The organism is Neobacillus vireti, assembly GCF_036962465.1.
GTDB lineage: Bacteria > Bacillota > Bacilli > Bacillales > Cytobacillaceae > Neobacillus > Neobacillus vireti_B.
The window spans coordinates 12,712-29,337 of sequence record NZ_JBALNF010000067.1 but is presented as its reverse complement, the minus strand read 5'-3'; the positions used below and the strand labels follow the sequence as shown (position 1 = coordinate 29,337).

13 protein-coding genes and 2 pseudogenes are annotated in these 16,626 nt (G+C 37.1%); 5 read left to right on the top strand and 10 right to left on the bottom strand.

Annotated elements, in window-relative coordinates:
• The 8 genes and pseudogenes from V7077_RS23970 to V7077_RS23935 form a co-directional block, all read right to left on the bottom strand.
• Positions 1–589 (bottom strand): annotated as a pseudogene (locus V7077_RS23970) (hypothetical protein); the annotation flags it as partial.
• Positions 590–1,065: 476 nt separating this feature from the next.
• Positions 1,066–2,085, bottom strand: coding sequence for an N-acetylmuramoyl-L-alanine amidase (locus tag V7077_RS23965; RefSeq protein WP_335506630.1), 1,020 nt, complete (start codon positions 2,083–2,085; stop codon positions 1,066–1,068).
• A 2-nt stretch (positions 2,086–2,087) separates the two neighbouring features.
• Positions 2,088–3,785 carry a TcaA NTF2-like domain-containing protein gene (locus V7077_RS23960; RefSeq protein ID WP_335506628.1) on the bottom strand — a complete coding sequence of 566 codons (1,698 nt, stop codon included), beginning with the start codon at positions 3,783–3,785 and terminating at the stop codon, positions 2,088–2,090.
• A 218-nt stretch (positions 3,786–4,003) separates the two neighbouring features.
• Positions 4,004–5,152, bottom strand: coding sequence for an RDD family protein (locus V7077_RS23955; RefSeq protein ID WP_335506626.1), 1,149 nt, complete (start codon positions 5,150–5,152; stop codon positions 4,004–4,006).
• A 29-nt stretch (positions 5,153–5,181) separates the two neighbouring features.
• Positions 5,182–6,657 carry an Hsp70 family protein gene (locus V7077_RS23950; RefSeq protein ID WP_335506624.1) on the bottom strand — a complete coding sequence of 492 codons (1,476 nt, stop codon included), beginning with the start codon at positions 6,655–6,657 and terminating at the stop codon, positions 5,182–5,184.
• A gap of 3 nt (positions 6,658–6,660) precedes the next feature.
• A complete protein-coding gene (gene grpE, locus V7077_RS23945) occupies positions 6,661–7,644 on the bottom strand; it encodes a nucleotide exchange factor GrpE (RefSeq protein ID WP_335506623.1) in 984 nt (327 codons plus the stop codon).
• A gap of 11 nt (positions 7,645–7,655) precedes the next feature.
• On the bottom strand, positions 7,656–9,245 hold the full coding sequence (locus V7077_RS23940; RefSeq protein WP_335506621.1) for an Hsp70 family protein: 1,590 nt from the start codon (positions 9,243–9,245) through the stop codon (positions 7,656–7,658).
• A gap of 14 nt (positions 9,246–9,259) precedes the next feature.
• The gene (locus V7077_RS23935) at positions 9,260–10,771 is read right to left on the bottom strand and encodes an Hsp70 family protein (protein WP_335506619.1); all 1,512 of its coding nucleotides are present in this window, start codon (positions 10,769–10,771) and stop codon (positions 9,260–9,262) included.
• 1,453 nt (positions 10,772–12,224) lie between these two features.
• On the opposite strand from V7077_RS23935, the gene V7077_RS23930 reads away from it, so the two are divergent.
• From V7077_RS23930 to V7077_RS23910, 5 genes are all read left to right on the top strand, one after another.
• The gene (locus tag V7077_RS23930; protein ID WP_335506617.1) at positions 12,225–12,794 is read left to right on the top strand and encodes a competence protein ComK; all 570 of its coding nucleotides are present in this window, start codon (positions 12,225–12,227) and stop codon (positions 12,792–12,794) included.
• 112 nt (positions 12,795–12,906) lie between these two features.
• On the top strand, positions 12,907–13,134 hold the full coding sequence (locus tag V7077_RS23925; RefSeq protein WP_335506615.1) for a helix-turn-helix domain-containing protein: 228 nt from the start codon (positions 12,907–12,909) through the stop codon (positions 13,132–13,134).
• 153 nt (positions 13,135–13,287) lie between these two features.
• Positions 13,288–13,593, top strand: a complete 306-nt coding sequence (locus V7077_RS23920; protein ID WP_335506613.1) for a helix-turn-helix domain-containing protein — start codon at positions 13,288–13,290, stop codon at positions 13,591–13,593.
• Between the two features lie 195 nt (positions 13,594–13,788).
• Positions 13,789–14,118 (top strand): hypothetical protein, encoded by a 330-nt coding sequence (locus tag V7077_RS23915; RefSeq protein WP_335506611.1) that lies wholly within the window; start codon positions 13,789–13,791, stop codon positions 14,116–14,118.
• An 89-nt stretch (positions 14,119–14,207) separates the two neighbouring features.
• On the top strand, positions 14,208–14,753 hold the full coding sequence (locus tag V7077_RS23910; protein ID WP_335506609.1) for a hypothetical protein: 546 nt from the start codon (positions 14,208–14,210) through the stop codon (positions 14,751–14,753).
• 309 nt (positions 14,754–15,062) lie between these two features.
• Here the strand turns inward: V7077_RS23910 and V7077_RS23905 are convergent.
• Positions 15,063–15,723 (bottom strand): annotated as a pseudogene (locus tag V7077_RS23905) (phospho-sugar mutase); the annotation flags it as partial.
• A 504-nt stretch (positions 15,724–16,227) separates the two neighbouring features.
• Positions 16,228–16,626: InlB B-repeat-containing protein (locus tag V7077_RS23900; protein ID WP_335506607.1), on the bottom strand; the 399-nt coding region annotated here is incomplete at its 5' end.

Below are 16,626 nucleotides of genomic sequence, written 5' to 3'. Positions count from 1 at the left end.
TAAATCCGCCTGTGGTCTGATCAAGAGCAATATATGCTTCTCCGTCCTTATTCGTTGTAAATTGATATAAATCTTGATCAATAATCGACGAGCTTTCAGAAGTATATGTTTTCCCTGAAATCATAGACATGGCCGTTTCAATTGTATCATTAGGTTCGAAAGTAACAGGATCCCTAGTAATGATACCAGGAAAGGTTGCTTTCAAACGATAAGTAGCATTACTTATCCCGTTCCAATTATATGAAGATATCTTAACATTATACGTTCCCTGTTTGAGTTTTAAATAGAGGAACGTATCATCGCCAGCTGTATAACTAACTCTGTCATTTATATAATTTCCATTCGCATCATATAAAGACATTCTAAATCCGCCTGTGGTCTGATCCAGAGCTATATACGCTTCCCCATCCTTATTGGTTGTAAACTGATAAGCATTTAAACCATTCAGTGTTAATGCCCCGTTTACCGCCACACCAGAGGAAAGGGTGGTTATACTGGCTGCATTTGCAGAATATGGCTTAACAACAGTTAAAGAAAAAGTTCCTAAAATAAATAACAGCATTACTACTAAACTTTTATATCCCCTCATCGCACTACCTCCGCATTGATTATGTATCTACCTAAAAATACTCTCCCTTCTGTTTTTCCATTATTTTACTCATTTATATTATTACATCATTTTGCCTATTTCAATAATATTCCGTAAATTAAAAAAACTGCGACTAACAAAAGAAATAATGACCTTAGTCACATCAGTGAAAGTGTGTTTCAAAACCGTAACTCATTTGCCGCAGGTTCATCACCTGGTAGTATAGGTGCATTCTCCAATACAACTTCGAGCAAATCTAATTTAAGTTTTTCAAAAAAAACAAATCGGGAGATGTTTCATGAATATTGATCAATTTTATTAATAGGATGAGGACGCCGTTTTAAGGACAATCTTCTACAGAAAAAATAATAATAAAATATTACTTCATATTCCTATTATTCGAATCTTCGACTATTCCTGTTTCAATAACTGGTGTCAGGTCTGTCCCCATGAGCTACAAACAATCTGTACCTTCACTATTTCTTATAATCAGCATACCGTATGATTCCATCTGCAACATTCGTTAAAAGGTTAGTCAGATATACAGGATCTGACAAGTTTTTATCTTCAGTTGGGTTACTCATGAACCCCATTTCCACCAAAGTGGCTGGAACCTTAGACCAATTAAAGCCCGATAAATCTCCCCTGTATGATAATCCATTTACCTTTAATGCAGCGTTTTTCTTGGTTTCATCTAAAATATCCTGAGACGCCCGTAAACTATCTTGGTATATTGCTTTTGTATAGGGATCGTTTTCAGCAGGGGTTAAAATGGAAAGACCCCTAACATTCCGATCCGTGGAACCATCTGCATGGATCCGAATAAATAAATCTGCTTTTTGTTGATTGGCGATCTCCGCTCTTTCCCGATTACTTAAATTAACATTATGAGTGCTCCTTGTATAAATAACCTTAACTCCTCTTTTTTCCAACAAATCTCCCAAAATAAGAGAGGCCTCCAGTGCCAAAACATACTCCGGCTTTCCAGTGACTATCCCTGAAGTTCCTCCAGTAACCTTGACCTTTGTTTCTGAGGAACCCGGTCCTACAGGCTCCTTTTCTAAATTAGCCTTTTGTTGGTGGCCAGGATCAATCACAACCGAAAAATTATTATATGCCGCCTTTGATTGCTCCGAAGTCAATATAGGAGTTTTACTACCTGAAGTATCGGAAACTGGACTAGCCTCCTTCTGCTTAACCGGTTCCACTTCTGTTTTTGAGGTATCAAGGGGCTTCTCTGGTTTCTTGTTATTTCCTAAGTCATTTCCTTTATGGAAGACCACTGATTCCTTGTTCTCTACATTCTTTTTTGAGGATACAGATTCTTGTCCCTTAGCCGATTCAGACTTCACTTTTCCTTCTTTTACTACATCCACCTCGGATTGTTCTTGATTCAATAATCCTTTTGTCCCTAAAGAATAGAAATAGAAGGATGCAGCAATCAGCGCCAGGAGTAGCAATACAAAAAAGCCTCTTTTTTCTATCCTGTACCTCACTTTTAGTTCCTCTCTTTACTCAGAATTAATTCCGCATTCTGTTTTTCAATATCACTGATCATAGATTCAGAAAATAAAGGATCAGGGGAATACCATGATTTTTGAGAAAAGTAGTTTTGTAAATCCACCGATTTAAACTCGTAACCATGGCGTGCAAAAATCTCATTTCTTGCTAATCGCAACTGTTCAGGAGTCAAATTGGCTATGTCCGCCTCTGTTAATATTGTGGTATCACTGTTTGGAAGAATATAATCCCCTGGTTCGACCGCTGTATCTTCCGTCGAGGTATCCTTATTTTCTTGTAAATTTAACAATTCATTTACTGCCAGCTGCCCCTCAGCTAAAACCTTTACACGTGTTGTACTATTAAAGGTCTTTATTTTTTGAGAGCCATCGCCAAAAGTAATATTATATTCTTCATATGTTTTAACCGTAAATGTTGTGGAATCAATTTTAGTAATATCATTTACCTTGTAATTTAAGAGTTCTTCGGTTATATTCTTTTCTCCAAGATACTTGTTATAATCCCTCTGTTCTGCAAACCTTTTGCCATTTGGGTCAATAAATGATTCTACTATGGAAAAATCCCTCTGATTAACGGCTTTTATACTTGCCTCTAGATAGTCGCCCATTAAATTTTCTACTTCCTCTTTTGTAACAGAAGGTGTTTCTGATTCCTGATTATTTGCTTGTGGAACAACCTGATTAGCACTAACATTTTCAGTCGTTTCTTTAACGACCTGTTTGGCCTCTACAGGGGCTGGAGTTTCATTTGAAGAGTTTGGTTTTTCGAATTGGCTAATCACAAACAATAAAGCCAGAACTCCCAATACCCCGATTCCTAATCTTTTGACCCAGGTTCCCCAGTTCGTTTCCCTCTTGTTTCTTTGATGTTCCTCTCTTTTCTCCTGCTGTTCTACTTTTTTGCGATCATGATTTTCTTTGTTCTCCGGGGACACTTCCTTCTTACGTTCATTAGGAGATCCTTTATGGTCATCCTTTGGAGAAGGCTTGGTCTTTTTTTCAAATATTGGCGTCGGGGTAGGAACGGTTTCTTTTTCAACTAATCCCGCTCTCTTTTGATTGTTCTCTTGGATTCCCCCATTAGCAATCAACATCTCAAGCTCATCAATCGTCATAGGTTGTTCATTCCTAAGTTGGTCTAGTAAAACTCCACTTAACGATGAGTAGTTCTGGATCACAATGGACAATTGTTCAATATCAGAGGAAAAGCTTGCACCTTTTTTATCAGTTACCTTTATTTCCCCAGCTCCATAAAGAATGACCCGTCCTTGGTTTGTAAGCCAAATATTTTCTGCTTTAATAGATCCATGGCTAAGCTTCTTACGATGAAGATGACTAACCGCGTCGATTAATTGACTTACCTCATCGGCGCCTAACTCCCCTTCGGTCTTTAAGAGATTCCCTTCCTCACAATCCAAAATGGAATAAAGGCGATGTTCGTCTAACGAATTAATGATCGACACACGAGGAAGATGCTTAAAATTGGTAATCTTCATTTGGTACTGATCATACAATTCATACCACTGATCCTGCTGATCTCTAGAAGCTTTTTTGGAAAAGTCAGCTAAACGAAGTAGTTTTATTTCACCGCTTTGTATTTCCTTTACCTCAAATACCTTCAAACCGGATCTTGTAGAAAATAACTCCCGTCTAATCTCATAACCTTCAATTTTCATATAATATCACCAAGCCTAATTTAATTACTCTCTTTTTGTACAATAGTTACTAAAAAAGATTGTTGCTGGTTATGAATCCATGGTTATCAATAAAAACTTTGTTAAGAAGCATGAGAACCGTCCCCATGCTTCCTATCAACCAAATTCCCCTTTTATGAAAAAACTTATCTATTCCAAGGCGATAACTCCCTTGGAGAGACAAGTTTTCATTTCTCTTACTATCTTACTGAAATGATGAAAGTATTTGCTATTTTATCGTGCAGTCCTTGTTTCCTCTTTGTAAAGGCAGCCATTAAATAACCGATTCCTAAAGTCAATGCTGAAATGTATTTGGCAAAATAACGTCCTACAGCCCTTTTGAAAGTTATTTTCCGACCACTTTGATTAATTACTTTTAAACCAAACACCTTTTTACCTAAAGTAGCCTGCAGCTTCGAGCTTTCCATCCAAGCAAAGTAAATCCAGGAAAACAATAAGTTAAAGATAAACGCATACTCACCAAACACCATATACAAAGGAATATACAAAATCAAACTATCAATGAAGTATGCCAAGAAACGTTTCCAGAATCCTGCAAATTTATTATGATCAAGTGAAAAAGCCTGCTCATTGACATGATGGTTCTTTGTTTGATTATTGATTTGATTAATTTTTTGTTTTAATTTTTGATCGTTTGGTTTAAGGTTCTTTTCCGTAGACTCTTCATAAGGCTTTTCCACTAAACTGCCTTTTAAATTTTTTTCAATCACGGTTCCTTTTACCCGTTCGCCCGTTTCATCCGAAAATATAATATCCCTTAATTGGTTTAATGACTGCACTCCTTTTTGTAGACGGAGCAGTCTTTCCTTATGTATGAGAGCGTATTTTTTAACCACATCAGCAAGCTGCTCTACATCCTTTTCTTTGTTGGAAAAAGGAAGGCCAAATGCCTTCCATTCACCAGCACCGAATAATAATACTTTCCCTTGGTCCGTAATCCAAATATTTTCTGCTTTAATAGAACCATGGACAAAATTTTTCCGATGCAAATGGTCAACCGCCTCCAAGAGCTGCTCTAACTCGTCATTACTCATTGCAGCTTTTTCAGCTAATGATCGGCCTTTTTCGAATTCTAATAAAGCATAAGCTTGATTGTCATTTTCATAGTTAACAGAGATGACTCTTGGAAGATTTTTATAATTTGTAACAGTCATTTGGTAATCATCGTAATTCGAAAACCACAAATCCAGCTTTTCTTCAGATAACGTCACCCCACGAAACAATCTCATCATTTGAGGTTTGTTAGATTCCTCACTGCTTACTTCATAAACGGAAAGATTGGTATCTTCATATAGTTTCTTTTGCTGCTGTAACGGTGCAATTATCATTTTTTCATCCCCACCAATGGTCCTATAAATTAAGCTAGTTTTACACTTTCAATTTTTCTGATTTTGCTTTCCTTTTGTACCACCGTGACCGAGACGGTTTGCTGTTGATTGATCCGGAAGGTAACATGAATATCCAACTCACCCTTCGGCCGTTTCACAAGTCCTGAAACATTGATGGTTCCGATTTTTCTATTATGACTAACATACCGTGAAGACCCTTGGTACACATCAATATCAATCTCATCACAATAATCTACATTGGTCGTAAAGATTTTTGACGCTTCACACGGGGTACGGCGATTACTAGGTATTAAAACACTGAACCTTCCATCTCCTAATCCAATTCCGAGGGCATGAGCAGTAGCCGTCTTAATTTCTATCTCTTTAGACCATTCTAATCTTTCATCTAAAAAGGCTGCATAGACAGAGGCACCTTCAGCCACACATAAATCAGGATCAATATTTCCAAAGATCTTTCCTTCGCCAATTTTGTCAGCTAATAATTGATCAACCTTAGGAATCCGGCTTGAACCCCCTACTTTGATCACACGGTCCACGTCATGATGGGAAAGGGATGCTTTTTCAAGAACATCATCGATAATGGTATCCATTTTGGTGAAATAATGATCAATACAGTCTTCGAAATCTTCTCTCGTAATCTCTAATTCTATATGTTGACCACTTACCACGTTAGGGATAATTATTTCGTGAAAATCAATCGAGGAAAGAGTCTCTTTCGCTTCCTTTGCTGCTTCTAATATCTTTGCTTCCGCTTTTGCCAATTCTGTTTGCGGCAGCCCAGCGAGATTGAGTTTTGCTTTTCTCTTGATGAACTCTCCAAACTCTTTATCAAAATCAAGTCCACCCAGCCGGTCATCGCCCCCTGTCGCCAGCACTTCAAACACTAATTTATCTGACCGGTTGATCAGCTTAAAAATCGTTAAATCGAAAGTCCCCCCGCCCAAGTCAAATACCATAATAATTTCATCTTTTAGGGTTTCTTCCTCATGTATGCCGTACGCCAAAGCAGCGGCGATTGGTTCCTGAATAATGCCCAATACATTCAATCCTGCCATTCTTGCAGCTTCTGACGTATTACTGCATTGAAGGGCCGTGAAGTAATACGGGACCGTTACGACAACACCTGTTGGATTAAATCCAGGGGTGGTCTTCTCTGCGTACTCATATACATCCTTTAAAATTAAGGAAGAGATTTCAATCGGTGTATAGGTCTTCCCGCCTAAAGCAATTTTTTGATGACCATCGTCCATCATTCTTTTTACGCCAATCACCGCATTTTCAGGGTTAATCAATGCTTTCTGTGCGGCAAAGTTACCGACAAGAATCCCCTGTCTTTCATCAAAATAAGCGACTGAAGCCCAGGTATATTCCCGTTTTGGATTTTGGTAGACTCTCGGACCCTTTTCCGTCCATCTTGCAATCGCTGAATAGGTGGTACCAAGGTCAATTCCTAAAGCTGGTTTTTTTTCATTATCGACTCGCAACGTTTATTTCACCTCTATCTCTGATGAAGTTTCCACTTGATCTCTTTCAGCAGCAGGTTCTTCTAATGCTTCAACTTCTAGATTCAATTCACTCTCAGACTCATCCGTAACCATAGGATTTGCATTCTTTACCACCGACACCTGAGCAGGACGAATGATAAAACCTTCTTGGTTATAAATGACGCCTAGATAAACATACCCATAACGGATAACTTCCTTGATTTGTTCATTTTCCATGGAAGGATCTTCAACGATGACAAGTGGTTCATGTTCACGCTCATTAAAAAACTGTCCCGTTTCCGGAATTAACAATCCGACGGAAAACTGATCGAGGATCTTTTTAATGCCAGACATTAAGATGGTATATACCGTTAACCACTCCGTTACATATGGGCTATGGTCAGGATAGGAGTTTGTTACTTCAACGATCAAATCCTTGGCATACATATCCCCGCTATATAATCCATCCAGTACAGGGGCTAGCGCTCTCTCAATAAAAGTGACAAATCTTTTTTCAGCTGATTCAATCGCATTCTTTAGCCGCTCAAGCGTCTCTTCGTTCTGTTTTAAAACTTCCTCGAGGTGCATTATGGATTCTTCAGGGCTTTGTTCCGTTTCATGGCTTAGCTCATTGCCTTCTAAACTGATTTCTCTTTCTTGAGCACCACTTATGCCTTCCCAGAAGATAAATTCAGAAATACCCTCTTCAATCGGCTTTTCGATGTTTAGTTTACGCTGCAGTCTGCTAGCCGTTTTGACAGATAAACGTACGCCCTCATGCCGGTTTTCAAGCTTTTCCTTTAATTCGAAAGGTAAATCTTCTATAATCGTCATTTCACTGTGTTTTCGGTCGAAATCTGCAGATAAATGATCAATCATCTGAGAAAGCTCCTCGAAGTCAGCTTTCCACTTATCTAATAATGTGCGCTTTACTTTGTATTCATCTTCTAACCTATTAAACTTGCTAATGAGTTCTGATTTCTCCATCTCCACTACTCCTAGTCTCTTTTAATCGTTATTTGACTTGAAACTCCCTCTTCTCCTTGCAGTGTGGCCGTGACAATTACTTCGTTTTGCTGATTCACTTCAAATTTAACGACAATCCGATGCGTTCCCTTAGCTGCCGCAGGAATATCATTAAGGAAAAATTCACCAATGCACACACACTGTGAATCTGATACGTAATCAACCAATTCAGGTGTTTGGAAGACGGTGATCCGCATCGAGGTCATATTATCCTCTGAATTCGTATAGACTTTTTCATTTGAGACAGTCGGTTGTTCCTCCGTGAGTTCTAACCCTTTTTCAATCACTTGATTGAAACGCCCTCCCCGCACTTCAATTCCTAGGTGATGGGTAACGATGTTATTCATTTCAATTTTTGTCTCCGGCTGATCATCTGCATCTGTTTCATTTGTATCGATAAGCTTATCGGTTGGAACTCCTAAATTAGCCCCAAATATGGCCGCCCCTTGAGCCACCACTGTATCAGGATCGATATTAGAGAATGGTTCTTTATTAAAGAACTTTTTGATTTCATTTTTAATAACAGGTACCCTCGTAGACCCTCCAACTAAAATAATGCGCGAAATATCCTTCATTTCTAACTTCGAATTGTCTAAGGCCGTCTGTACCGTATTCATCGTTTCTTGGACTAAATGGTTAATGGCATCTTCAAACTGTCCACGAGTCAATTCAAAATCAATATTATGGACTTTCCCAAATTCATCTTTAATTACATTCGGAATTTCGATGTTGACAATTTCAACTTCAGACAAATCCTTTTTTGCTTGTTCACAAGCTTCACGAACCAGTTCTTGAGCTTTCAGTAAATCGCTGACAGAAACTCCTTGATCTGCTTCTAAGTCTAGAAGATCAAGCTGGGCTGTTTCTTTAAACTCCCTGCATACCATATCCAATAAGATTTTATCGAAGTCATAGCCCCCTAGGTTCGGATTTCCTTCTTTGGCTAAAACGGTAAACTTAGCTGGCTCATCTTCAGCTACCGTATCAACTTTTAGAATCGAAACATCGAACGTTCCGCCTCCTAGATCATAAATTAAAATCGTTTGATTACGGCCAATTTCCGTTGCATAAGCAATCGCCGCAGCAACAGGTTCTTCCAACAAATAGATGGTTTCTAACCCTGCTAACTCTGCCGCTTCACGTGTGGCCCTTTTTTTATTGTCATCAAAGTTTGCAGGCACACAGATCACCGCAAATTTGGGTGTTCCTTTTAAATCAAAGTCTTGTTGATTTTCGACGTATTCCTTGATTTTGCTAAGTATTTCAGCCGAAACATCCTGCGGGCGATATTCCTTACCAAAAAATCCACGCTTCCAGTCAGTACCCATTTCTCTTTTAATAAACGACACAGTATGTTCCGGGTCAATCAGTACGCGTTTTTTCGCATTCTCACCCACTTGCACTTCTTCTTCGGAACGGAAGCTTACGACAGAAGGGAGGGTGTTTTCCTTCCCAAGGCGAATCATTTCACTTTTTCCTTTTCGATAAATCGCAACGGCGGAATTGGATGTCCCTAAATCAATCCCTAAAATATATGGACTATTCTTTTCAACGATGGTCATTGTACTTTCCCCTTTTATTTAGTATCGATTTTAATTACTTTTGGTACAATTTCTCTTCGATCAATCATAGATTGCAATTGTTGTAGATTTACTTTTTGTGTTTGAGCGTATTCTTTTAATAACGAAGATTTCATATCTAGCTCTGCACTTGAAAACGTAATAATTCCATCGTTATCAAGTTCGAACAAGGCAACAGCCGGAACGTGGTAAGGTTTGGGATTAATCGGTAAGATTAATTCCCCAATTTTGTCCTTCTCCAATGGTATTTTCTCCTCCGTACGGTATACGGAAAAATTAATTCCGGATTGAAATTTATGGATCGTTGTACCGATCTCTGCCCCTGTACAAGGGATTTTTGTGTTTTTTGCAATCAAGTGTACAATCTCATATTGATTATCGATAAGCATATCAATCCCGAATGAGTGAGCGGTTACATCTTCCACCTCGATCGGAACTGGGGTATCATCATAATCTGGCACACTCAGGCTTGCAGCCAAAATGGCCGCTCCATGCGCAACGATTTCATCCACATTATCAGCAATAAAGGGCTGCTTAATCTTTTGTGTGACCATTTCACGGACTGTTTTATTTCTAGTAGAACCTCCTACTAGAATAATTCGACTGATATCCCTTACCGTTAGACCAGCCTCTTTAATCACATCCAAGGTTTTATCAATCGTCCGATTTACTAATGGTGAAATTAGGCCATTATACGTATCAATGGTCAATTCCTCATCTATATGTATACCAAAAACGTCTGGTATTGAGATATCGGCAATTCCAGATTCAGAGAGTTCCATTTTTGCCTGCTCAGCTGCTTCTTTTAATTGCTGACTAGCAACGGAACCTTTATAATCACCTTTTCTTGAAGCGGAGATATGATTTGCATTCATGACATATTGGACAATTTGATCGTCAAAGTCATCGCCGCCGAGGTTGGAATCTCCATCAACAGCTAACACTCTGAAGTTATTGTTTTCTACTTTAAGGATGGATACATCAAACGTACCACCACCTAGATCATAGACAACAATGGTTTGGTCTCTTTCCTTATCTAATCCATAAGCGATTGCGGCAGCTGTCGGTTCAGGAAGTAGTCGCAAAACATTAAAACCCGCCAATTCCCCCGCTTCCCTCGTTGCTTTTCTTTGTTCTTCTGTAAAATAAGCAGGGATCGTAATCACGGCCTCCTTTACTTCTTCCCCTAAATACGCACTTGCTTCCACCCTGATTTTCGTTAGAATCTCCCTTGCAATATCAATTGGTGTAAGTGTTTTGCCTTTAATAGAGTAGAACTTGGATTTATTCCCCATTTCTCTTTTAGAAGAGGCTACGCTATTTTCAGGGTCAATAAACAGCCTTGACTTCGCTGTGTACCCAACCAGTGTTTGCCCATTGTCCCTATAAGAGACTACTGATGGAAGGATTTTCTTCCCTTCGATTGGGATACTTTCTACCCTCCCTTTACGATAAACAGCTGTTGCCGAGTTACTCGTGCCCAAATCAATTCCTATAGCAATTGTCATATGACTTACCTCCTCATCTAGAAATTATCATCATTAATATAACAAGACTTTATTACCACAAAATATCCATCCTTTTCTATTTTACTTTAATTTTTGATAAATTTCGACGATTATATTCCTATTTTAGTATTATTTTCTAATACATAAATTGGAATTCTACCCATTATGAGAGTAGTAAATTAACAGGATTTCAATAAGAGGTATTTTGAACATATAAAATATATTCTCTTATTCACTGTTGATCGCCTTGCAGGGTGCACCAACAAAAAAAAGCCCAGTCAAATTGACTAGGCCTTTTTGGGGAATGTGCGTTACTGATAAGTATATTAATTCCTTAATATCATAATGGGATTAGAACTAGAGCCAGAGGTCCTTGGAAAGCAAATCAAAGAGAGAGGAGCATTTTATGGACGATGAAGAGGAAGAAGAATAAAGTGGGGAGTTACTCCCCGCTTTTTCTATGTTGTTAAATTTTATACTATCTGAGATTATATACATTATTTTTCTTGGACTTTTTCAAAAAAATCATTTTAAAGATAAAAGATAATATATAAAAAGGTGCTACTATCCATCCAACTAAAAAAGACAAAATAAATTTAGTGAGGAAATAATCAGTAATCGTTGTAAAAAAGACAAAATTCCTTTGTAACCTTGAAATGAATTTCCATCCAAAAAACGCGGATATTATGGCGTACACATCTCCAATACCTGCTAAGTTAATATTATCTAACATACAATAATGACCCCTTATAATTTTTTTACGTTTAATTACGTACCTCTCCTCTTATTCCTAGAAACGCCCAATTACTTTTTTAGCCATCACTCCATACTACTTGTTTTATCTCCGTGTTACTGAAAATAGAGGCAATAAATTACACTATTTTTTATTATTCGACATTAGGAAAAAATACCCTTTAAAATATGTAGAAAAAGACAGGCCTTTTGTCATACTATGTTTTTCTTCCCCAAATTTTAAAGACAACTAAACAAAGGCAAGAAGTTAGAGATACCGTCATCTCTTTGTTTTGCAATCAATCACAACAATCCTTAAAGGACACACACACATCTAAAAACCTTATTTACTTATGGTAAGTTCATCAAGATAAATCCTAATCCTTTCAGTCTTGTCGACAGGAAGCATCAGAACCGTCCCCATGCTTCCCAAATTTTTGTACACAAAAATGTCAAACTTTGACGAATTTTGTATACTTTAGTACATGGTTAAGAGTTTCTAATTATATTTAAATAATGTTAGAGGAAATAACTCCCATGTTTACAATTCTACTTCCAAACAATTGAATTGCTGAATACACCTATTAAAACCAGGGGAACATCCTGCAGCAAAAGAGGTGAAGGACAAGTATCAATCTAGTAAACCTCAACTAAGTTGCTTACAAAAAAGTTCGCGCCAATCTATATTAAGTATTTCAAAAAACAAATAGGGAGATGTTTTATGATTTTTGATCAGTTTTATTTATTGTATGAGGACATCATTTTAATGACAGGTGAATATAACCACCACGGGTTGTTTTGTGCGAGAATCATGATCGGCGGACAAACATTATTAGTAAACAGGTCACCAATACAGGTAATAGATGACACATTAAAATACATAGGATTCGATTTAAAAGGAGCCATCAAAGGTTCCAAATACTTACTGGGCAATAGCTATATGTGCCCCATCATGGTCAATTCCTATAAGGGCATTTGTCTTTTTCCTTATAAGTCCTCAAGACAGGAAGATTGTGTGTGGTTTAACCCCGATCATATTGTCAAAACCAAGGCCCTTGGCTGTAAAACAGAAGTTGAGCTTAGCAATGGTGTTTCGATTATTATCGATTTAAAGAGGAACTTTTTTATAAACAAGATTGAGGCCGCCCAAAAATTAAAAAAGATATCCAGCGAAAGGGGGAACCATCCTCATCCCCTCTCATACTTCAAAGCATCAGAAGAACTGAAACAAATTACCTGGCTAAAAGAAGGCAAATATAACTTCTCGTCTTTAGTTGAATTTAACGGTTAATTACTCATAAGCCATTTAATTTTAGTAAAATTGACTAGAAATTAAAGGCCGGGATAGATAATTAGAATACGATTAATGGACAAATACATTAATTTAGCTTAAGGAGAATAAAATGAAAAATCATCGTATCGCTCTTTTAGGAGTTCCACTGAGGAAATTAAGAAATGACATGAATCTAACACAATGGGGACTCGCAGACCGTTGCTCCATCGACCCTTCATACATCAGTTTGCTAGAGAACAATATGAAAAGTCCAAAATTAAGCACCGTCTTCATAATTGCTGATGGCCTTGGTATAAAGGCTTCTGAACTAGTAAGAGCAATAGAGGAATACATGTAAATGAACGTTCTTTTATTCAAAAATAGCAAATCATTTATTTAGAAAGATAAACAAGTTCTTCTCGTGTTTTTCCTCACACCAACTTTTGAGTAGTTTACTACGTGTGAATTCCTCCCCCCGAATTATGTAATTGGGGTAAAAGGGGAATTTCCCATGAAAGAACATGAGATATCGTCTATTGGAGAGTTAATAGTACAGAAAAGGCGTGCTTTAAAAATGTCTCAGGATGAACTGGCATTTAATTGTAAGAAAACAAGGAAAGCAATCAGTAATATTGAAACAGGGAAAAGCTTGCCAAGTCTACCGGTATTCGAAAAAATTGCGCAAGCCCTGGGAATGGACGGATCTGAGCTTTATAAAGAAATAGAAGACCTGGGAATGGACGGATCTGAGCTTTATAAAGAAATAGAAGACCTGGGTTTAATTGATGATTTATTTCGATATGAAAAAGATGAATAACAAATTGGGTTCAGTCCCTCACAACAATAAAATTGTGAGGGACTGAATATAAATAGAATATATAGTAAAATACACATATACGTATTTTACTTTTTTTAATGGGTGTTGGTAATTATTTATACTGGTAGGGGGCACCAAAAATTATTTGAGTAGAGGTCTGATCCTTAAATTCAATTTTACACAGTGGTGAAAGCAATGATTCAATTATTAATAGAGTACAAATGGACAATTTTAATTATTTGTGAAACGGCGGCCTGGTTAACTACTTTTTACATGTTATATGCGAGGTACTGGTTAAAATCTAAAATCCAGTTTTATATTTTTGGGGCCTTTGCAATCATAACCGGATATGTACCACACCTAACGATCGGCATATTAGATTTTATTCGATTTCAAAAACTAGATGGTTTTACGATGTTTATCATCATTTTGTTTATCTTTGGCTTTACCTTTGGAAAGAAATTAGTTACTAAAATGGACCTAAGAATACAAAATTGGGTAAATAGACAGAGAGAAAGCTCATAACAAAGAATTTCGTCAGTCAAAATACCTATAAAACCTTCCTTACATATGTTAAAATATTACATTATTAACAATATAAAGGGATGGTTTTAGTGGATTTTGTAAAGATTCAGACACAAAAAGATTTAGAAAGATACTGTGATATATGGCTTCCAGTATGGATTGAGAATGGATATGAATTAGAATCATATATTACGAAAGGGATTGAAAGATTTATTTTCCGGTCAAACTCAGGTGAAGATATAGGTTGTTTTGAATTTAATCCATATTATTTTAATTGTTCTCCTGTTAATGAAGATTTCCCTTTTCATCATTTTCCTATACTTCAAAACAAAAAAGTAATGGAATTAGATAAGTTTGTTATTAAAAGTGAATATCAGGGTTCATTAAAACAATTGTTAGAGGCCTTAAATTTTATTTCGATATATGCCATTAATAACAAATTTGATTATGTGATAGGATTAGTGAATCTTCATCTGTACGAGATTGGAACAGAGAGATTTAATGTTCCGTTTAATAAATTAATAGATAGAGAATATAGTAGCAATAAATACGTTCCTACCATGCTAGAAATAAAAGCTCTTAAAGGATCAAAATTTGGTCAAAGAGCAATGAAGAAATACATACAATTGGTTTAATTTAGCTGTTAGTATTCTGAACAGTACGATTAGAAAATGGGTTTTTCGAGTTGTCTTTAATTGATTAATTAACAAGGATTTCAAATGGAAGTGGATTTCAAGAATACATTGAAAAGTCATTAAGCCGAAAAATAATAAACAGAAGCTTTCCATCATGATGATATACATTGATTACTTTAAGCTATCTTAGTAGAACTTTAACAAATCATTCCTATTCTTTTTTATCCCTTATAGAAAAATAACACCCTTGCCTCATATTCAGACAAGGGTGCAACTATTCGTAATTCCTTATATAATAAGGAAATTAGTTTATACTTTCGCTACTAAAATATCATTCACTTTATTCATCACAGCAGTTTGAATAGCAGCTAACTTCTCCCGGCTGTGTTCCATTGATTCGCCTTTCACACCAAAGTAAAACTTCGCCTTAGGCTCTGTTCCAGATGGACGCAGACAGAACCATGAACCATCCGCTAAAAAATACTTCAATACATTTGATGACGGCAAGTTAATCTTACTTTCCAATCCTACAGAAGTGGCATAGTCCTCCATTGCAGCAACTTCTATTCCTGCTATCTCACTTAAGCTCTCATTTCTAAAAGTATCCATCAAGCTAGCAATTTGCTCCGCTCTATCTTTTCCTTTTAGGGTAATCGACTGTAGTGACTCCTGATAAAAACCATTCTTTTCAAAAATAGCTAAGAGACCTTCATACATGGTCATTCCTTTAGCTTTATAATAGGCAGCAAAAATGGCCACTGAGCAGCATCTTTATCACGCACAAAATCGCCGATCAGATAACCATAACTCTCCTCATAGCCAAATAAATAGGTATGCTGACCTGTTTGTTCAAATTCATTAATCTTTTCACCAATAAATTTAAAACCTGTCAGTGTATCCATTCTGTGATACCATAGTACTCCGCGATGGCACAGCCAATTTCAGAGGTAACAATAATGGTTTTGAAGATAAATTGTAGGCAGATGAGATTACTTATGTGGAGAATCCGTGGAATGAGAATGTCTTCATCAATTTCTTCGCCCATAGTGAATCGCTAGTTCAAATGCTGTCGATTTCATCTTCAATTTATGTTAATAGTCCTGTTGAAAGCTTGAATATACATTTCAGATAACAAATCTTCCTTCCCATGATTAATAAAGCCCCCTCCATATGGCCAAAAATGAGATTTGTCTTTTGTGGTATTTGACACCAAAGGTTTTAATACCTTCCATCCTTTAGTTTACAAACTTTCTCATTTATATTTCTCTAGAACTATACTTCTAAAAAATAGGAATACACTCAGTAAGTTCTTACCTTAGGTATCACAATGTAATTTAATATAAAACTCTTTAACTTGCATCTGTGTACCATCCTCCAGATGCATTTTATCCCTCACGGGCTCTGCTGGTCTAGGTCCTTTTGCACTAATGTTTCTTTTACCTTAACATTATAGCTTCCTCCCAGAAATAGGCATCTATATATGGGACCACTTCGCATATAGTTGCAACTCTTGGGTAATAGGTGTGTTAAAGTCCAACGCTTGTATTCGCGCAGTATCTGTATACCATCCTCCAAATGTATAGTTATCCTTTACTGGGGCTGGTGGTTCTGTTATCTTTTGTCCGGGGGCTACCTGTACCTTAACATTATTCGTTCCGTCCCAGAAATAGACATCTACATAGGGAATCCACTTCGCAAATAGCTGCATTCCTTGTGTAATAGGTGTGTTAAAGTCCATCGCTTGTGTTCGCGCGGTATCTGTATACCATCCTCCAAATGCATATTTATCCTTTATCGGGGCTGGTGGTTCTGTTATCCTTTGCCCTGGGGCTACCTGTACCTTAACATTATTCATTCCGTCCCAGAAATAGAC

What these genes read in the sequence shown, in the direction of transcription:
- V7077_RS23935 (WP_335506619.1), bottom strand. Translation starts at nt 10,771, where the DNA reads ATGACAATTGCTATAGGAATTGATTTGGGCACGAGTAACTCGGCAACA.
- V7077_RS23915 (WP_335506611.1), top strand. Translation starts at nt 13,789, where the DNA reads ATGATTCAATTATTAATAGAGTACAAATGGACAATTTTAATTATTTGT.
- V7077_RS23925 (WP_335506615.1), top strand. Translation starts at nt 12,907, where the DNA reads ATGAAAAATCATCGTATCGCTCTTTTAGGAGTTCCACTGAGGAAATTA.
- V7077_RS23960 (WP_335506628.1), bottom strand. Translation starts at nt 3,785, where the DNA reads ATGAAAATTGAAGGTTATGAGATTAGACGGGAGTTATTTTCTACAAGA.
- V7077_RS23940 (WP_335506621.1), bottom strand. Translation starts at nt 9,245, where the DNA reads ATGACCATCGTTGAAAAGAATAGTCCATATATTTTAGGGATTGATTTA.
- V7077_RS23955 (WP_335506626.1), bottom strand. Translation starts at nt 5,152, where the DNA reads ATGATAATTGCACCGTTACAGCAGCAAAAGAAACTATATGAAGATACC.
- V7077_RS23920 (WP_335506613.1), top strand. Translation starts at nt 13,288, where the DNA reads ATGAAAGAACATGAGATATCGTCTATTGGAGAGTTAATAGTACAGAAA.
- V7077_RS23930 (WP_335506617.1), top strand. Translation starts at nt 12,225, where the DNA reads ATGATTTTTGATCAGTTTTATTTATTGTATGAGGACATCATTTTAATG.
- grpE (WP_335506623.1), bottom strand. Translation starts at nt 7,644, where the DNA reads ATGGAGAAATCAGAACTCATTAGCAAGTTTAATAGGTTAGAAGATGAA.